The organism is Brevibacterium sp. UBA7493, assembly GCF_002479565.1.
GTDB lineage: Bacteria > Actinomycetota > Actinomycetes > Actinomycetales > Brevibacteriaceae > Brevibacterium > Brevibacterium luteolum.
In genome coordinates, this window is the sequence record NZ_DLOD01000023.1 from 17,285 (window position 1) to 34,052 (window position 16,768).

The following is a 16,768-nucleotide window of genomic DNA, read 5'->3' on the forward strand; positions in this document are numbered from 1 at the left end:
CGGTTGCCGAAGTGGTCGATGTCATCGAGGGCGACCCGGATGTCGGCGTCTGCGCCGTCGCGGCGGCCGGTCATGGTGTCCTTGCCGGCGTGCAGCGAGACGATGTAGCGGATCGTCTGGGCGATGTCGTCGACGGTGAGCACCGAATCCGACAGCGGCGCATCGATGCCGAGCTTGCGGTTGATCTTGTAGCGGCCGACCTTGGCGAGGTCGTAGCGCTTGGCGTTGAAGTAGAGGTTCTTCAACAGGTTCTCTGCCGCCTCGATCGTCGCAGGCTCAGCCGGGCGCAGCTTCTTGTAGATGTCGAGCAGCGCGTCTTCGCGGGTCTCGACGGTGTCCTTGGCAAGCGTCTCGCGGATCGACTCGAAATCGCCGAACTCCTCGAGGATCTTCGAGCTGGTCCAGCCGAGGGCCTTGAGCAACACGGTGACCGACTGCTTGCGCTTGCGGTCCAGGCGCACACCCACCTGATCGCGCTTGTCGATCTCGAACTCAAGCCAGGCACCGCGCGACGGGATGATCTTGGCGGTGTAGATGTCCTTGTCCGAGGTCTTGTCGGCAGCGGCCTCGAAGTAGGCGCCGGGCGAGCGGACGAGCTGGGAGACGACGACGCGCTCGGTGCCGTTGATGACGAAGGTGCCCTCGTCGGTCATGAGCGGGAAGTCGCCCATGAACACGGTCTGGCTCTTGATCTCGCCGGTGTTGTTGTTCATGAACTCGGCGGTGACGAACAGCGGCGCCGAGTAGGTCATGTCGCGTTCCTTGCACTCATCGATGGAGTACTTCGGAGGCTCGAAGCGGTGTTCGCGGAACGACAGGCTCATCGCGCCGGAGAAGTCCTCGATCGGGGAGATCTCCTCGAAGATGTCCTCCAGGCCCGAGGTGGTGGCAACGGAGTCATCGCCGGTCTCGATGGCCTCGGCGACGCGGTCCTGCCACTTCTCGTTGCCGATCAGCCAGTCGAAGCTGTCGGTCTGCAGGCCGAGGAGATTCGGCAGCGGCAGCGGCTCGTTGATCTTCGCGAAAGAAACGCGCGTGGGTGGGTTAGCGGTCCTGGTGTGTTCGTTGGCGGCGGCCAATGGGATCCTTCCGAGTGGTTCACCTGGTCAGTTCGCTTCGCCTGCCTGAGCCGGAGAGGAGACGCGCCGCCGCACACACCGGACACAGCTCGCAGTGGCTGGTAGAGTCCCGGGTGATTGAGGGTTGGCTGGTTCCGCTTCCGTCAGGCGCTGTGCGTGAGCCCACCGCTATATGAAGGCACCACAAAGACAAAGCAACGCAAAGAACTAGCATAGTCGCAGCGCCCACATGTGGCAAGCCGGTGTAGTAGAGTGCTGAGTTTTCGCCTCTGCCGCCCCATCTGCCCTGGTGAGCCGGTGATAGTCTGCGGGCATGTCTGAGCCCTCCTTTCCGGCGCCGGCGATCTTCGTCCACACCTCCGAGCCGGCCGCGCTCAACTCCTATCTCATCATCGGCACCGAGCGCGCTGTCATCATCGACACCGGTGCAGGCCCCGCCCAGGCCGCCGGCATCCTCGACGCCTTCACCGCCGTGCTCGCCCAACACAGTGATGCCGGCCGGGGAACCGAGCTGCCGATCGTCGCCGTCAACACCCATGACCACTGGGATCACTTCTTCGGCAACGCCCATTTCGCCTCCTGCGGTGTCGAGGAGTTCTTCGGCTCACCGGCCTTCGCCCGCGATCAGGCCGGGTCTGCCTGGCTGCAGTTCCACGCCGTGCCCTTGGAGGCCGAACCGCATCTGCCGGCTGACCCGAGTGAGCTCGCTGTTGAGGTCACCGCGCTGGCCGATGGCGCGGTGCTCGACATCGGCAGCTGGCAGCTGCACGCCTACGAAATGCCTGGGCACACGGACACCGATCTCGTCCTCGCCTGCGCCGATGTCGTCTTCACCGGCGATCTCGTCGAGGAGGGTGCCCCACCCCAGGCCGGCGATGACGCCACCCCGAGCCGCTGGGCCGCTGGGCTGCGGGAGCTTGCGGCACTTCCCGGCGCCGAGGTGTTCGCGCCCGGTCACGGCCAGCCGGTCGCCGCCGGATTCGTCCGCCGTCAGGCCGAGGACATCGCAGTTCTCGCTGCCGATCCCGACCATGAGCTCACCGCGCTGAGCGCCGAGCCGTTCGCCTTCGCTGAGAGCCCCGGCCTGCCTGCAGGTGTGCGCCGCCTGCGCTGAGCAGCTGCACCGCGAAGCTGCTGCATGTGCCCAGCCGCAGAGCGCTTACGGCCGTGGCGGCCCGCTGACCTCGCGGCTCATCGTCGTGCGCGGCTGGGTCTCTCCCGGCTCGACGTTGGGGTTGAGCTGCGCAGGATCGAACTCGTCGATGAGCGGCTGGGTGACGGCGATGTACAGGTCGTAGTAGGTGTCGTCGCTGCCGCAGTTGTTGGCGGTCAGCGTCTTCATCTGCTTGTCCCCGCGCCACAGTTCGACCTCGATCTCACGCGCGCCTTCGCAGCCCTGCTCGGGGATGAAGTTCGTCCGCTCCTGGGCGGCCTCAGCGGCGGTGGCGACCTCTGACCACACCTCGGCGGGCAGGTCGACGCGCTCATAGCCGAGGAACTCCTCGTGGGCGTGCACACGCAGGGCGGCCTTCTCCGGGACGGCCTCGATGACCCAGCTGCGGTTGGCCGTACCGGTGCGCGGATCGGTGAAGCGGGCGATGATCCCGGCATCGTGCGTGCCGACCTCGACCGGGCCGAGCAGCGTGCACCCCGACAGCCCGCTCACCAGCGCAAGCGCCAGCGCACCGGCGGCCAGGCGCCTGCGGTTTCGGGGCAGTCGGGTCATGATCCGATCCTAGGATGCTTCCGCGCCCGAGGCGGGAGGCATGTCAGCATGTCGCACTCCCGGCTGTGGATAACCGGTTCTGGCCGTTGACATTCGTTAGGGTGAGGCACAGCACCCCCGTCGAAAGCGAGTCTGCCGTGAACGCCTCAGCTGCAGCAGGACTGAATCTCATCAGCCTCATCCTCACACTGCTGCTGGTGGCCTATGCGACGGTGGCGTGGTTCGCGGCCTGGACGACCGCTCGCGTCAAAGACCGGCCCCGGTCGGCTCCGGCACCAGCACCCGGCCGCCCGGCACCTGGGCAGCCACCGGCCGGCAGGCAGCCGGCACCCGGCAGACCAGGACCACCACCCCCACCGGCGCCTCCGCGATCAGCACCGCCGCGATCAGATCCGCCGCGACCAGGGCATCCGGGACCTGGACATCCGGGCCCGCACCAGGGTGTGCACCCTCACCAGCGTCCGCCGCAGGCGGGCAACCGGTTCCCTCCTGACCCGCCGCCACCGGGCATGCGGGCCCCTGCCGGGCCTGCCATGCGCCCGGGCATGCCGCATCCGGGTCCGCCGCCCGGTCCGCCCGGCGCACCCCGGCTGCCCTACCCGCCGCATGCCGGCGGCCGGCACCCGGGTCAGCCAGCCACCGCCTCGGGCCCGGTGAGACCACCGATCGACCGGACCAGCCTGTACCTCAACATCCTGCTCGGGGTCGCCGCGCTGCTCATGATCACTGCGGCGATCATCTTCATCACCGTCGCCTCCTCGACTCTCGTCAAAGCGGTGAGCCTGTGGGTCGTCGCCGTCGTCTTCTACGCCACCGGGCTCATCGTCTACTCGTTCGTCGCCAAACTGCGGCCGGTCGGCTTCGCGCTCACGGCGATCGGCCTGGCGATCATCCCGATCGCCGGTTTCGGCCTCGGCGGCTGGCAGCTGACCTCCGGCACGCTGGCCTGGTTCATCTCCTCGGCCGCCGGTGTGCTCGCCTACCTGGGGGCTGCGGTTGTGCTGCGCTCCCAGCTCGTCACCTGGCTCAGCGTGGCGTTTACGTTCTCGCTGACGATGTCGGCGATCGCCCTGACCCCGGCACCGGTCGTGTGGTACTTCGTCGTCCTCATCCTCACGACCGCTCCCCTGGCGCTGCTGGCGGTGCTGCTGCGCGGCCGGCTGGCTGAGAAGTACATCCGCCCGCAGATCATCCTCGGCGATGTGCTCGCACCCCTGGCTGTCGTCGGCGCCGTCTTCATCGACCCGTCGCCGACCCGCCTGGAGTGGGGCATCCTGTTCGCGGCCCTTGGTGTGCACTTCCTCGTCGGCGCGCTGCTGCGCCGCTCGCCGCTGCGCGGGGTCGGGGCGCGGTTCAGCTTCGCGCTGGCGATCCTGCTCATCATGAGCGGGCTGGTCCACAACGAGATGATCGGCGTGCACTCGAGTTGGAACCGCCCGCTGACGACGGTCGCGGCCTTCCTCATCGGTGCGGCCTTCTTCACCGAGGCCGCCCTGCGCCGCCCGGCCCGCCGAGGCGACCCTGCCCCGCTGCCGGTTACGTCCGAGCGGCCGGAGGCCATGGCCGCTCCTGCCACAGGGGCGACGGCTGCGCACATCGCGCTCATGCTCGCCGGCGGATTCCTCTACGCCACCGGTATCGTGCTCGCCGAGGTGCCCTACACCGATCCGGGCGGCACCATCGCCACGATCCTCATCAGCGTCACCGGGCTGCTGGCGGCAGGGGCCACGGTGTTCGCGGCCCTGCGCGCCGATGCGCTGCTGCCGCTTGGCGCCGGGATCGCAGTCGCGGCCCGGGTCGGGGCGTTCATCGTCTACCAGGTCATGGACCTCGGCCCGCAGGATGCGCCGCTCGGTGACCAGCTGCCGGATGGGGTGGCGACGAGCGCCGGGTTCATCTGGTACGCGCTGCTGCTCATCGGGCTCGCCTGGTTCAGCTCGATCATCACCTCTCGCCGAGCCCGTCACCTCACAGTGCTGCGCACCGGCATGCCTCTGCTCATGCCTGCTGCCGCTCTCCTGCTGCTGATCCCGGCACCGATGGCAGCTGCCGACATCGACTCGCCGCTCAGCGCACTCATCGTCATCGCGTCAGTGGTGGCGCTGGGCCTGTGCGCTTGGTGGGCGCGTAATGCGCTGCTTGTCACCGGCGCTGTGCCGGTGGCGCTGGCGTTCGGTTTCGTGCTCGGTGACATCTGGAAGGCACTCGGCCTGGGATCGAGTGTCGCCACCGCGGTCGTCGCCGGCGGGTACCTCACCATCCTGGCGACAGCCCTTGGCGGGCTGGCCCTTGCCGAGGTCGGCCTGCGCCGGCGCGGACGCACCTGGCGGGCCCGCTACGCCGTCATCACCGCAGGTATCCTCGCGGGATTCTTCGGCCTCGGGCTGCTGTTCAGGATCTTCACCATGGGCACTGAGGACAGCCAGGCCGCCTACACCGCCGGGCCGATCCTCCTGCTCATCACCGTCGGGCTGTTCGCCGCCGGTCACTGGGCCAGCCGCAGACTGGCATCTGCTGGTGCCGGGCTGAGGCTGCGCTTCGCTGAGCTGCGGCTGCTGCCGCTGAGCATCTCAGCAGTGGCGGCGTTCCTCGCCACCGTCCTCATCGTCACGGTTCATTCGGTCGAGCACGTGCGCGTGGCAGCAGCCGTCGTGCTTCTGCTGCTGGCGGCCATCGCCTTCGCCCACGCGTTCGCCGCACGGGTCCCCGAGGTCATGCTGCTCGGGTTCCTCGCTCTCTACCACGGTGTCCGCGTCCTCGCCGGTCTCGGCATCACTGATGCGGCGCTGGCGCACCTGCTGGCGGCATGGCTGGTCTGGATGCTGGCCTATGCGCTGTACTGGTTCATCTCGGTCGCCTATGACCGCAAGCCGAGCGCCCAGCACCTCTTCGCCGGCTTCTCCCGCTGGTCACTGTCCCCGCTGGTCGTGGCATTCATTGCAATGCTCACCGCCTTCATCAGCGCGCTGTTCGTCGACGCCGAGGTGCCTGCACTCAATTCGCTCACGATGCTCATCGCCGGCATCACCCTCATGATGCCGGCCTTCATGCTCGTGCTGCTGGCCCAGCGGTTCCCGCACCAGCTCACGCGCCGCATCACCGCTGAGGTCGCCACCTACATCGGCGCGCTCGGCGGGATGATCGCACTGGCCGGAATCTGGCAGCTGCGCCTCGTCGTGCCCCTGCATGTGCTGCTGGCCGCAGCGATCGGCTGGGCGATCTTCTACGCTCGCAGCCAGCCGGCGCACAGCGGGCGCGGTGCCCAGTTCCTCCGCGTCGACCTGCGCACTGTCATCCCGATGGCGCTCATCGCGCTCACCGGCACGATCGCGGCATTCACTGCCGATCATGCCGGCTACTCCCTGCTGTTCCTCATCGACCATGCCGCCCTCCTCATCGCCGGCGCCGTGCTGCTGCGGGCGTGGGCGCTGTGGTGGGGTCTGGCCGGGGTCAGCGCCGGCATCGTGTGGTTCCTGCGCGATCTCATGTGGCTGGCCCTTGTCATCATCGCCGTGTTCATCATCGGCGTCGTGGTCTGGCAGCTGCTGCGCAAGCCGAAGAGCCCGCAATCGCCGGCCGGCCCGGCCCACGGCTATGGACCGCCGCAGGCCCCGCCGCGGCAGGGTCCACCTCCGCCGGCACCTCCCCAGCCACCTGGCCAAGAGCCCGGCGGGCCCGACCAGTCACCGCCTCGGAAACGGAACTGGCAGCCGCCCACTCCGCCTCCGCCTGCCCCTCCGTCAGGGACGTGGCAGGGACCGCGCCACGATGGATGACCTGCTCGTCGAACGGGTGCTGCGCGCTGCCGAATGCGTACCGGCCGGACAGGTGGTCAGCTACGGCATGATCGCCGAGCTCGTCGGCGCCTCCCCACGGCTCGTCGGCCGGATCATGGCCACCTGGGGCGCGAACGTGGCCTGGTGGCGGGTGACGAACGCCAGCGGCCGGCTGCCGGAGGCGATCACGATCCGCGCCCTAGAGCAGTGGGCGGCCGAGGGCACTCCCCTGGCAGCCGACCGGCACGGAGTCTCGATGCCGCGCGCTCGGGCGGATGCGGCCGAGCTGGCGGCTGCCTGGCAGGCCGCATGCGCTGATCTGCCCGCACGATGAACTGCAGCAGTGAATAGCAACAGCCCCGCTGCCAGCTGGCAACGGGGCTGTTGACGTGATCCCGGGCTAGGCTGCGCGTGTGCGCTGCCTGGCCGGGTGGAAGATCACTTGAGCGAGACGGTGGCGCCTGCGCCCTCGAGGGCTTCCTTGGCCTTCTCGGCGGTCTCCTTGTCGGCGCCTTCGAGGACGGCCTTCGGAGCGTTGTCGACGAGGTCCTTGGCTTCCTTCAGTCCGAGCGAGGTGATGCCGCGGACCTCCTTGATGACCGGAACCTTCTTGTCGCCGGCCGACTCGAGGATGACGTCGAACTCGGTCTTCTCTTCAGCAGCGGCATCGCTACCGCCGGCACCGCCGGCAGCAGGAGCGGCAACGGCAGCAACCGGAGCGGCTGCCTCGACCTCGAAGGTCTCCTCGAACTTCTTGACGAAGTCCGACAGTTCGATGAGGGAGAGCTCCTTGAACGCTTCGATGAGCTCTTCGGGGGTGAGCTTAGCCATGGTGGCTATGTCCTTCCGTACGTGGCTGACTCTTCAGCCGTGAATGGATTGTCTGTGGGTCTGAGTGAAACTCAGGCGTCCTCGGCAGCCGCTTCGCCGCCCTGCTTTTCGCGCAGAGCGTCGACGGTGCGTGCGGCGTTGACCAGCGGAGCGGTGAACATGTAGGCAGCGTTGTACATGCTTGCCTTCATGGCACCGGCGGCCTTGGCCAGCAGCACCTCACGGGATTCGAGGTCGGCGAGCTTCGTGATGTCCTCAGCGGTCATGGCGTTACCTTCGAAGTAACCACCCTTGATGACCAGCTGCGGATTCGCCTTGGCAAAGTCACGCAGGACCTTGGCGGCTTCGGAGGGTTCACCGGTGACGAAGGCGATAGCCGAGGGGCCAGTGAGCTGTCCCTCGAGCGCTTCGATGCCGGCTTCCTTAGCCGCGATAGCGGTCAGCGTATTCTTTACCACGGCGTAGGAGGCGTTCTCACCGAGACCACGGCGCAGCTCCTTGAGCTGCGCCACGGTGAGACCGCGGTACTCGGTCAGCACTGCAGCAGGAGCGTTCTCAAAGAGTTCCTTGAGTTCGGCTACTGCGGCTGCCTTGTCAGGCCTCGCCATGGTATTCCTTTCGTACATGTCGGTGCGTCAGACGCGAAAAAAGCGTCCCGCGCAGGTGGCACGGAACGCTTGCACATCCGGATCCTCACAGCTGCATCGCAGCCGGATCACCGGGACAGTCATCCACTGAACACCTGCGCTGGCCACTCTTGCGAGTCTTCGTTCACAGCGGCACACAGCTGCACGCGGAGGTGAGATGTGAGTCCCTGTGAAGACCGACGGTCTTGGGCAGCTATCAGCATAGAGCACAGCGGGCCGAGAATCCAAATCGGGGCCAGCGCTGTTCCCGTGCCCCGGCAGCAGGCTGGCGATGTGCGCCCCTGCCCTGGAATCGCAAGCGGAGTTCCCACGGCCCCGATTGTCTATGTCATCGCCATGGCCGTTCTCGCACTGTTCGCACTCCTCGTCGCCGGTGGTGTGGCCGCGGTCGTCATCGCAGTCCGCCGCACGAGGGGCATCAGACACCTCGCCGTTTGACTCCCCGTGCGTCGGGTCGAAAGCGCACAGCCTCCGCGGCCCTGCTCGCGCCGACGCCGGTGCCCTGCTTCGGCGCTGCCGGGCCCAGTCCTGAGCCTGGAATGCAGATCGTTCGACGGCGTCGAGGTCGCGGGCGGCGATCGAGAGCAGGACGAGCGCCCCGGCAAGATCGACGATCCGGCCGGCAAGCGCACAGGCGCCGATCCCGTGCCCGGCCCACCGGGCATGAGCGGCGTCGAGATCCTGCTGGTCGAGCCCTTCGGGCCGGGCGGCGATGCGCAGACCGTCCCCGATAGATCCCCGCGCAGCTTCTCGGCCTGCAGCGACCGGGCATGTGCGAGCACAAATTCCGGAGCCGGACAGACTGCGCTCAACGCCACAGGCCCCGCCTGTCCCCCACGGTGTGGGGCAGGCGGGGCCTGCGGGGTGTGGCTGCAGACCTCAGACCGACTGGCGGCCGGGTCGCGCCTCCGATGTCACTTGCGCAGGGCGGAGACGTCCATCGGGATGGCCGGGCCGTTCGTCGTCGTCATGGTCGCCTTCGAGATGTAGCGGCCCTTCGACGAGGAAGGCTTGAGGCGCATGACCTCGTCCATCGCAGCGTTGAAGTTGTCCTCGAGTGCACTCTGGTCAAAGGACACCTTGCCGATGATGAAGTGCAGGTTCGAGTGCTTGTCGATGCGGAACTCGATCTTTCCGCCCTTGATGTCCGAGACAGCCTTCGCAACGTCCATGGTGACGGTGCCGGTCTTCGGGTTCGGCATGAGGCCGCGGGGGCCGAGAACCTTGCCGAGTCGTCCGACCTTGCCCATCATGTCCGGGGTGGCGACGGCTGCGTCGAAGTCGGTGAAGCCGCCAGCGACCTTCTCGAGCAGGTCATCGGAGCCGACGTAGTCGGCACCTGCTTCGCGGGCTGCTTCGGCACGGTCGCCGGCTGCGAACACCAGGACCTTAGCGGTCTTACCGGTACCGTGCGGGAGGTTGACGGTGCCGCGCACCATCTGGTCAGCCTTGCGCGGGTCGACGCCGAGGCGCAGAGCGACCTCAACGGTGGCGTCGAACTTCGCGACAGAGGTGTCCTTGGCCAGGGAGACTGCCTGAGCCGGTTCGTAGTATGTGTCAGCCGCGATCTTCTCCGCGGCGGCCTGATAGGCCTTTGAGCGCTTTGCCATCTGCTTCTCTCCTTGCAGTTGTGGTGTCGGGGAGCGCGCTGCTCCTACCACGTGACGTCGGTGCCGTCACCGGCCGGTTTCACCGGGCCGGCGGCACCGTTGGTCACATTTCGACGTCGGTGGTGATTCCCATCGAGCGGGCGGTGCCGGCCACGATCTTCGACGCAGCGTCGATGTCGTTGGCGTTGAGGTCCGGCATCTTGGTTTCGGCGATCTCGCGCACCTGGTCCTTGGTCAGGTGTCCGACCTTGTCGGTGTGCGGGGTGGCCGAGCCCGACTTGAGACCGGCGGCCTTCTTGATGAGCTCCGCAGCCGGCGGAGTCTTCGTGATGAAGGTGAACGAGCGGTCTTCGTAGACGGTGATTTCAACCGGGACGACGTTGCCACGCATGGATTCCGTTGCGGCGTTGTACGCCTTGCAGAACTCCATGATGTTGACGCCGTGCTGACCAAGCGCGGGGCCGATCGGCGGTGCGGGGTTGGCCGCACCAGCCTGGATCTGAAGCTTGATCAGGCCGGCTACCTTTTTCTTGGGAGGCATTCTTCGGTCCTTAATACTTCGATGAAGCCCTCGGCGGCTGCCGAGGGTCGTTCCCTGCGCGGGATGCGTCAGGGGTATCGCGCCGCGATCCGATGAATGTCGCAGGCGCAAACCACACCATTATTCCATGAACAGCCCGCGGTTGTTAAATCCAGCCCCAGGGCTCACAGACGCCACCGCGCCCGAGGCGGTTCTCACCTCGGGCGCGGATGCGTGCCGGTGCGTGCCGGCGAACGTTGTGGTGCGGCTCAGATCTTGGCGACCTGGTCGAAGCCGAGCTCGACGGGCACGTCGCGCTCGAAGATCGACAGCAGGACGGTGAGCTTCTGGGATTCGGGGCGGATCTCCTGGATCGTGGCCGGGTGGCCCTCGAAGGAGCCCTCCTTGACCATGACCGATTCGCCGACCTCGAACTCGACCTCGTAGGAGGCGGTTCCCTCAGCGGCGGCCTTGGCCTGCTCGCCGGCTTCGGCAGCGGCCTTGGCCTGCTCCTCTTCGAAGACCGGGGCGAGCATCGAGAAGACCTCGTCGATGGTGAGCGGGACGGGGTCGTAGGCGTTGCCGACGAAGCCGGTGACGCCCGGGGTGTGGCGGACAACACCCCATGACTCGTCGGTCAGCTCCATGCGCACGAGCACGTAGCCGGGGATGCGCACGCGGCGGACCTGCTTGCGCTGGGCGTTCTTGACCTCGATGACGTCTTCCATCGGCACCTGGATCTCGAAGATGTAGTCTTCCATGTCCAGCGAGATGATGCGGTTCTCGAGGTTGGCCTTCACGCGGTTCTCGTAGCCGGCATAGGAGTGGATGACGTACCAGTCGCCGTCCTTCATGCGCAGCTCGGACTTGAACTCCTCGGCCGGATCGTGCTCGTCACCGGTGTCCTCGGCGGCCGGTGCCTGTTCGGTCGCCTCGTCGGCGGCCGGCTGGCTGGCAGTCTCCTCAGTGACAGCCTCATCGGCAGTCGGCTCTGCGGCTGCGTCGAGGTTCTCGGTTTCCGGGGTGTTGTCCGACACCTGTTCTCCTTGTGCTTAGGTCGTGGGGCGTGGTCTGGCGTGTGCGGGGCGCGTCTGCGGCTGTGTCGCCGCTCGGCGGCTGGATCAGCCGACTAACCCCACAGAGGCCAGATCGGCGAGCCGCCGAAGACGAAGCCGGAGAGCTTTCCGAACAGCAGATCCAGGACGGTGACGAGCAGCATCATGAAGATGACGAACCCGAGCACGACGAGCGTGTAGTTGATGAGCTCCTTGCGGGTGGGCGTGACCACCTTCTTGAGCTCGCCGATCACCTCGCGGAAGAACTGCATGATGGTGCCGAAGAAGCCGCGCTTCTCAGAGGTTCCTGCGGGTGTCTCGCTCACGCTTCCTCACTCGGGGGTCGTTGTGCTTCGTCGTTCTCAGCAGGGGTGACAGGACTCGAACCTGCAACCTACGGTTTTGGAGACCGTTGCGCTACCAATTGCGCCACACCCCTTCGGCCATGCGGGCACAGCCGGGACATGAAACAGACCCGGAGACCCGGGTCGGCTTCCGCCAAGGTACGAGCATACACGCTCGATGTCTCATCCGTCTAACGACGGTTCACTCCGCTTCTGCAGGCGCCCAGGGGCCCGGCTGCGGGATGGGCATCCACGGGCTGAAGCTCACATGCGCGTCCATGTCGACGGTGACGACCTGGATGTCGATGGGCTTGCGGGTCTGCGCGTCGTAGCGGATGAAGGAGAACTCTGCGGGCATCTTGAGCGGTCCCGGCGTCAGCGCATTGGCCAGTGCCCCGCCGGTCGTCGAGTTGACGAACCGGGTGGCCGGTCCGAACGCCTCGGGCCCGACGCGCCGGTGCCAGTGCCCGGAGACGGCGAAGCCTGCACAACGGTCTCCGAGGGCGGCAGCCGCCTGCCTGGGGTCGTGGATGACGAGGGTGTCGATGTCCTTGGCGGCACACGCCTCGGCTGCGACTCTGTCGGTGAATTCGGCGCCGGTCTCGCCGCGTTCGAGGACGTCGCCGGTGGGGAAGACGGTGCGCCGGGGATCCGGCAGCCCGAAGAACGTCAGCCCCGCGGCGGTGACCGGCTGGCCGTCTAGGACCTTCCAGCCCAGTGACCGGGCGTGGTCGGCGGTGTCGGCCGAGTCGTGGTTGCCTTTGACGTAGAGGCGCGGCAGGTTCTGCGGCAGCGCCTGGTGCACGGAGTCGACGCAGATGTTCTCGGCGGTCGTGCCGGTCATCGTGATGTCCCCGCCGTCGAGGTAGAGGTCGGCGCCGGAGAGCTGGGCGGCTCGGGCGAGCACCCGCGACATGCCGGTGTTGCAGTGGACGTCAGAGGCCATGAGCACGGTGATGACACCGGCTGGCTCGACTGGCTCCTCACCGGCCTGCCCGCCTGCCTGGGCCTCCCCGCCATCGGCCGCCTCAGCAGTGGCGGCCTCGGTGCCGTCGCCGGCAGGCTTCTCGCCAGCCAGCGGTTGATCCCAGTTGGGCCGGGGCACGAGATCCGCGCCCGAGGTGGTGCGCGGGCTGGTCGGGCGGGTCACCCAGGCGGCGTCGAAGCTCGTGCGCGCGGTGTCGTAGAAAGTCTCGTTGTCGTCGTAGTAGTCGGTGACGACCCGGGCGACTTCGTCGATGATGCCGGAGAACCGGCCGGTCACCTCGGAACCGGCCAACGGGGTGCGCTCGAACACCGGATTCGGGGTGATCTGCTTCGGAGCCGTCACCGGCACGACGATGATCGCGATGAGCATCGCAGCGAGGCTGAGCACGAGTGCGGTCATCGGCCCATCGGCCGGGTCACGTTCGCTCGCGGCATCGACCTGCCGGCGGGTGCGGCGGTGCAGCAGATAGGCCCCGGCGATGAGGGTGAAGATGCCGGCGGCGATGAGGTCGCGGGTGAGGGCATCGGCGATGATGCCGTTGCGCACGACGGTGACGAGCGCGTCGATGTCGCCGAACAGGCTGGCGTAGGCGGTGGCGTCCTGGGCGAGTTCGTCGATCGTCGAGACCGGCACGCCGGCATGGTTGGGGATCTCCTCGACGGTGACGTCGACACCGAGGCCCAGCGGCAGCTTGTCGCCTGCCGGGATGACGAGCTGGCCGATCGGCCCGAGGTCGACGGTGATCGCCCCATCGGTTGTGACCGCATAGGTCGCATCGTGCGGGCCGAAGGCCGCCTCGGTCTTGGCGGTCGTCACCGCCCACGGTGCGGCGAGCAGGGCGCCTGCCAGGAACAGCCCGAGGGCTGCGGCCAGGAACCGCGCCACGGATGCAAGGCGGGACAGGGCCCGGCGTGCGGGGCGCGGAGCTGAGACCATGCGGGCAATTATACGAGCGGCCTGCCACCCGGTGGCAGGCCAGCCCATCAGGGCAGACGCCGGCAGCCGGCGGCACGCGCGACACGCCATCGACTAGACTGTCGCCATGGTGACACGGGAGTATCTGCGCGCTCTTCCCAAGGCCCACCTGCACCTGCACTTCACCGGCTCACTGGCGGATGAGACGCTCGCCGAGCTCGCCGCAGAGGCCGATATCCGGCTGCCGCGCGGCATCGTCGGCTCGACTCCGGCCAACCTCTCCCCTGACCAGCGCGGCTGGTTCCGGTTCCAGCGCCTCTACGATGCCGCCCGTGCCGTGGTGCGCGGGGAGACGATCATGCGCCGGGTTGTCGCCGAGGCCGCAGCTGCCGACCGGGCCGAGGGCTCGCGCTGGCTGGAGCTGCAGATCGACCCAACCTCGTATGGCCCCTATGTCGGCGGCATCACCCCGGCTCTGGAGATCGTCCTCGATGAGGCCGCCCGCCAGTCCGGGCCGGACTTCGGCATGGCGATCATCGTCGCCGCCTCCCGCACCCGCAGCCAGTTCGAGGCCCGCACGCTCGCCCGGCTGGCCGCCCAGTACGCCGGCGATGAAGCCGCCACGGTCGTGGGCTTCGGGCTGTCGAATGATGAGCGCCGCGGCGACACCGCAGAATTCCGGCACGCCTTCCGCATCGCCCGCCAAGCCGGCCTGGCCTCCCTGCCCCACGGCGGGGAGCTGCTGGGTCCCGCGCACATCCGCGAGGTCATCGCGCACCTGCACCCCCACCGCCTCGGGCACGGGGTGCGGGCGGTGGAGGATCCGCAGCTGCTGCACCAGATCGTCGAGGCCGGCATCGGCCTGGAGGTGTGCCCCGGCTCGAACGTCTCACTCGGGGTGTACGCGACGCCCGAGCAGGTGCCGCTGCGCAGGCTGTACGACTCCGGTGCGCAGATCGCGCTCGGCGCCGATGACCCGCTCATCTTCGATTCGCGGCTGGTCGATCAGTATGTCGCCGCCGCCGAGGCGGGTCTCACCCGGGCAGAGATCGCTGAGCTGGCACGACAGTCCTTTGCGATCTCGCTGGCACCTGCGCGGATCCGGCAGGCCGCCGCGGCCGACATCGACCGCTGGGAGGCCGCAGGCTGAACAGCCCTGCGGGCCCACGGACCAGGTCCGCAGGCTCAGATCCGGCAGCCGATGAGGTTCGGTTCGGGTTCGAGCCGGATGCCGGTGGCCTCTTCGACTCCGTCGCGGATGCGCCGGGCGAGGTCGAGGATGTCGGCGGTGCGGGCCTGACCGCGGTTCGTCAGCGCCAGGGTGTGCTTCGTCGACAGGCGGGCACGGTGATCGCCGATCCCGAATCCCTTGTGGAAGCCGGCCCGGTCGATGAGCCAGGCGGCCGAAGTCTTCTTCCGGTGCTCATCGCGCATGCCGGTGAGCGGGTCGATGACCGGGTACTCCGGTGCGCCCTCGGGCAGCGGGGTGGCGACCGGGATGATCGGGTTGGTGAAGAACGACCCGCATGACCACGTGTCGTGGTCCTCTGAGTCGAGGACCATGCCCTTGGAGGCGCGCACGGCGAGCACTGCCTCGCGCACTTCGGCCAGCGGCACGCGGTCTTCGAGGTCGACGCCGAGGGCGCCGGCGAGCTGCTGGTAGCGGATCGGCGCGGACTCTGCCGAGGCGGTGAGGACGAAGCTGACGTCGAGGACGACGAAGCGCACGGTGCCGATCTCGGCGGTGGTGCGCTTGAGCCGGGAGGTGCGGTAGCTGAATTCGAGTTCGGCGCGCGGCAACGTGATGATGTCGCCGGAGAGCCGGTCGTAGACGGTGACGGATTCGAGGGTGTCAGCGACTTCGGCACCGTAGGCGCCGACGTTCTGCACCGGGGTCGCACCGGCTGAGCCGGGGATTCCGGAGAGCGCCTCGAGCCCGGAGAGCCCGCGGGCCACGGTCTCGGCCACACAGTCGTCCCAGTTCTCACCAGCGGCCACGCGCAGCAGCACCCGGTCGCCGCCGAGCTCGGTGAACTCCATGCCGCTGGTGCGGATGAGGCAGACCGGGCCTGCGAAGCCGACATCGCTGATGACGAGGTTCGAGCCGCCGGCGATGAAGAGCACATCGGGATTCAGCCCCTGCCCGCCGCCAGCCGGCTCCTGCTCACCGCCGCGGGATTCGGCGGCCCGGTCGGCGGTCAGCGGGTGGGCGGCGAGGAAGTCGAGCAGCTCCTCACGGGTGCTCACAACGGTGAGGTCGGCGGCTGGGCCGCCGACGCGCATCGTCGCATAGTCCGCCAGCTGTGTCTGACTCACGCCAGTCGCACCTTCGCCTGGGTGCGTCCGAGCACGGTGTCCTCACCGCAGCTGACGGAGATGTCGAGGCGCACGGTGCCAGCCTCTTCGTCGATCGCGCCGACGACGGCGGTCATGTCGAGGTAGGCCGTCGGGGTGTCCGGGGCGCCGGAGTCAGCATCGGCGACGACGACCGGGGCGGTGAAGCGGGTGCGGCAGTCGATGATCGCGCCGGGGTCGACTGCCCATTCGGTGATGCGGGCCAGCACCGATCCCATCGAGAGCATGCCGTGGGCGATGACGTCATCAAGGCCGACTTCGCGGGCGAAGCGCTCGTTCCAGTGGATCGGGTTGTGGTCTCCCGAGGCGCCGGCGTAGGCGACGAGATCAGCGCGCGAAAGCGGGATGCGTGCGGAGACGACGGTGCGGCCGACCTCCTGGTCGCGCAGCTTCGGCGCCAGGTCGGTGCCGGAGGGACGGTATTCCTCGCGTTCGACAGACTCGCTCATGCTTCTCCTCCTCGCACGACGATCGTCGAGGTCACGGTGACCACGGGCGCGTCGTCGCTGTTCGCGTCGGTGAGTTCGGTGCGGGTGGTGATCATCGCGTGACCGCCGGCCTCGCGCAGCCCGTCGACATGGCAGACGGCGTTGAGCCTGTCACCGGCGACGATCGGGCGGGTGTAGGTGAACTGCTCGGAGCCGTGGACGACGCGGGAGAAGTCGATGCCGGCCTCCGGGCTGGAGATGTAGAGCGCCTCGGCGCGCTGGGAGGCGATGACGGCGAACGTCGGCGGAGCGACGACGTCGGCGTAGCCGAACTCGGCTGCGGCCTCAGCGCTGCGGTGGGCGCGGTTCGTCGCCCCAGTCGCGCGGGCGAACTCGATGATCGCCTCGCGGGAGACCTCATAGGGCTCCGGCAGGGCGTAGCTCGCACCCTGCAACTCGGTGTTGACAACCATCGGCAGATGTACCTCCTTGAG

General features: G+C 68.0%; 15 protein-coding genes, 1 tRNA gene and 1 pseudogene. 4 read left to right on the top strand and 13 right to left on the bottom strand.

Annotated elements, in window-relative coordinates; translation table 11 throughout:
- Positions 1-1,079: pseudogene (locus B4E96_RS13160) on the bottom strand (DNA-directed RNA polymerase subunit beta); the annotation flags it as partial.
- Positions 1,080-1,392: 313 nt separating this feature from the next.
- Here B4E96_RS13160 and B4E96_RS13165 point away from each other — a divergent pair.
- Positions 1,393-2,193 (top strand): MBL fold metallo-hydrolase, encoded by an 801-nt coding sequence (locus tag B4E96_RS13165; protein WP_286957961.1) that lies wholly within the window; start codon positions 1,393-1,395, stop codon positions 2,191-2,193.
- Between the two features lie 45 nt (positions 2,194-2,238).
- Here the strand turns inward: B4E96_RS13165 and B4E96_RS13170 are convergent, their stop codons facing one another.
- Positions 2,239-2,805, bottom strand: coding sequence for a hypothetical protein (locus B4E96_RS13170; protein ID WP_286957963.1), 567 nt, complete (start codon positions 2,803-2,805; stop codon positions 2,239-2,241).
- 653 nt (positions 2,806-3,458) lie between these two features.
- Here B4E96_RS13170 and B4E96_RS13175 point away from each other — a divergent pair.
- Both B4E96_RS13175 and B4E96_RS13180 read left to right on the top strand, forming a co-directional pair.
- Positions 3,459-6,581 (top strand): hypothetical protein, encoded by a 3,123-nt coding sequence (locus B4E96_RS13175; RefSeq protein WP_286957965.1) that lies wholly within the window; start codon positions 3,459-3,461, stop codon positions 6,579-6,581.
- The gene (locus tag B4E96_RS13180) at positions 6,574-6,915 is read left to right on the top strand and encodes an MGMT family protein (RefSeq protein ID WP_259834635.1); all 342 of its coding nucleotides are present in this window, start codon (positions 6,574-6,576) and stop codon (positions 6,913-6,915) included. The genes B4E96_RS13175 and B4E96_RS13180 overlap by 8 nt, the downstream gene beginning before the upstream one ends.
- A 104-nt stretch (positions 6,916-7,019) precedes the next feature.
- Here B4E96_RS13180 and rplL read toward each other — a convergent pair whose 3' ends face one another.
- From rplL to B4E96_RS13220, 8 genes are all read right to left on the bottom strand, one after another.
- Entirely contained in the window at positions 7,020-7,412 is a 393-nt protein-coding gene (gene rplL, locus B4E96_RS13185) for a 50S ribosomal protein L7/L12 (protein WP_286957966.1), read from the bottom strand.
- A gap of 71 nt (positions 7,413-7,483) precedes the next feature.
- The gene (rplJ, locus tag B4E96_RS13190) at positions 7,484-8,020 is read right to left on the bottom strand and encodes a 50S ribosomal protein L10 (protein WP_102161448.1); all 537 of its coding nucleotides are present in this window, start codon (positions 8,018-8,020) and stop codon (positions 7,484-7,486) included.
- Between the two features lie 953 nt (positions 8,021-8,973).
- Entirely contained in the window at positions 8,974-9,669 is a 696-nt protein-coding gene (gene rplA, locus B4E96_RS13195) for a 50S ribosomal protein L1 (RefSeq protein ID WP_102161446.1), read from the bottom strand.
- A gap of 103 nt (positions 9,670-9,772) precedes the next feature.
- Complete coding sequence (gene rplK, locus B4E96_RS13200) at positions 9,773-10,210, bottom strand: 50S ribosomal protein L11 (protein ID WP_102161444.1); 438 nt, start codon at positions 10,208-10,210, stop codon at positions 9,773-9,775.
- A gap of 248 nt (positions 10,211-10,458) precedes the next feature.
- Positions 10,459-11,226: a transcription termination/antitermination protein NusG gene (gene nusG, locus B4E96_RS13205; RefSeq protein ID WP_217007004.1), complete on the bottom strand. Its 768-nt coding sequence runs from the start codon at positions 11,224-11,226 to the stop codon at positions 10,459-10,461.
- 92 nt (positions 11,227-11,318) lie between these two features.
- Positions 11,319-11,516 (bottom strand): preprotein translocase subunit SecE, encoded by a 198-nt coding sequence (secE, locus tag B4E96_RS13210; RefSeq protein WP_217007169.1) that lies wholly within the window; start codon positions 11,514-11,516, stop codon positions 11,319-11,321.
- Positions 11,517-11,610: 94 nt separating this feature from the next.
- Positions 11,611-11,683: transfer RNA gene (locus B4E96_RS13215), tRNA-Trp, on the bottom strand.
- Positions 11,684-11,790: 107 nt separating this feature from the next.
- A complete protein-coding gene (locus B4E96_RS13220) occupies positions 11,791-13,512 on the bottom strand; it encodes a metallophosphoesterase family protein (RefSeq protein WP_286957967.1) in 1,722 nt (573 codons plus the stop codon).
- 106 nt (positions 13,513-13,618) lie between these two features.
- Between B4E96_RS13220 and B4E96_RS13225 the strand changes: the two genes are divergently transcribed.
- Entirely contained in the window at positions 13,619-14,641 is a 1,023-nt protein-coding gene (locus B4E96_RS13225) for an adenosine deaminase (protein WP_286957969.1), read from the top strand.
- Positions 14,642-14,676: 35 nt separating this feature from the next.
- Here B4E96_RS13225 and B4E96_RS13230 read toward each other — a convergent pair whose 3' ends face one another.
- From B4E96_RS13230 to B4E96_RS13240, 3 genes are read right to left on the bottom strand one after another with little or no spacing between them, the layout of a single operon-like run.
- Positions 14,677-15,807, bottom strand: a complete 1,131-nt coding sequence (locus B4E96_RS13230) for a UDP-N-acetylmuramate dehydrogenase (RefSeq protein ID WP_286957970.1) — start codon at positions 15,805-15,807, stop codon at positions 14,677-14,679.
- A complete protein-coding gene (locus B4E96_RS13235) occupies positions 15,804-16,295 on the bottom strand; it encodes a MaoC/PaaZ C-terminal domain-containing protein (RefSeq protein WP_286957971.1) in 492 nt (163 codons plus the stop codon). Before B4E96_RS13235 ends, B4E96_RS13230 begins: the two co-directional genes overlap by 4 nt.
- The gene (locus B4E96_RS13240) at positions 16,292-16,747 is read right to left on the bottom strand and encodes an FAS1-like dehydratase domain-containing protein (RefSeq protein WP_286957973.1); all 456 of its coding nucleotides are present in this window, start codon (positions 16,745-16,747) and stop codon (positions 16,292-16,294) included. Before B4E96_RS13240 ends, B4E96_RS13235 begins: the two co-directional genes overlap by 4 nt.
- Positions 16,748-16,768: the final 21 nt, after the last annotated feature.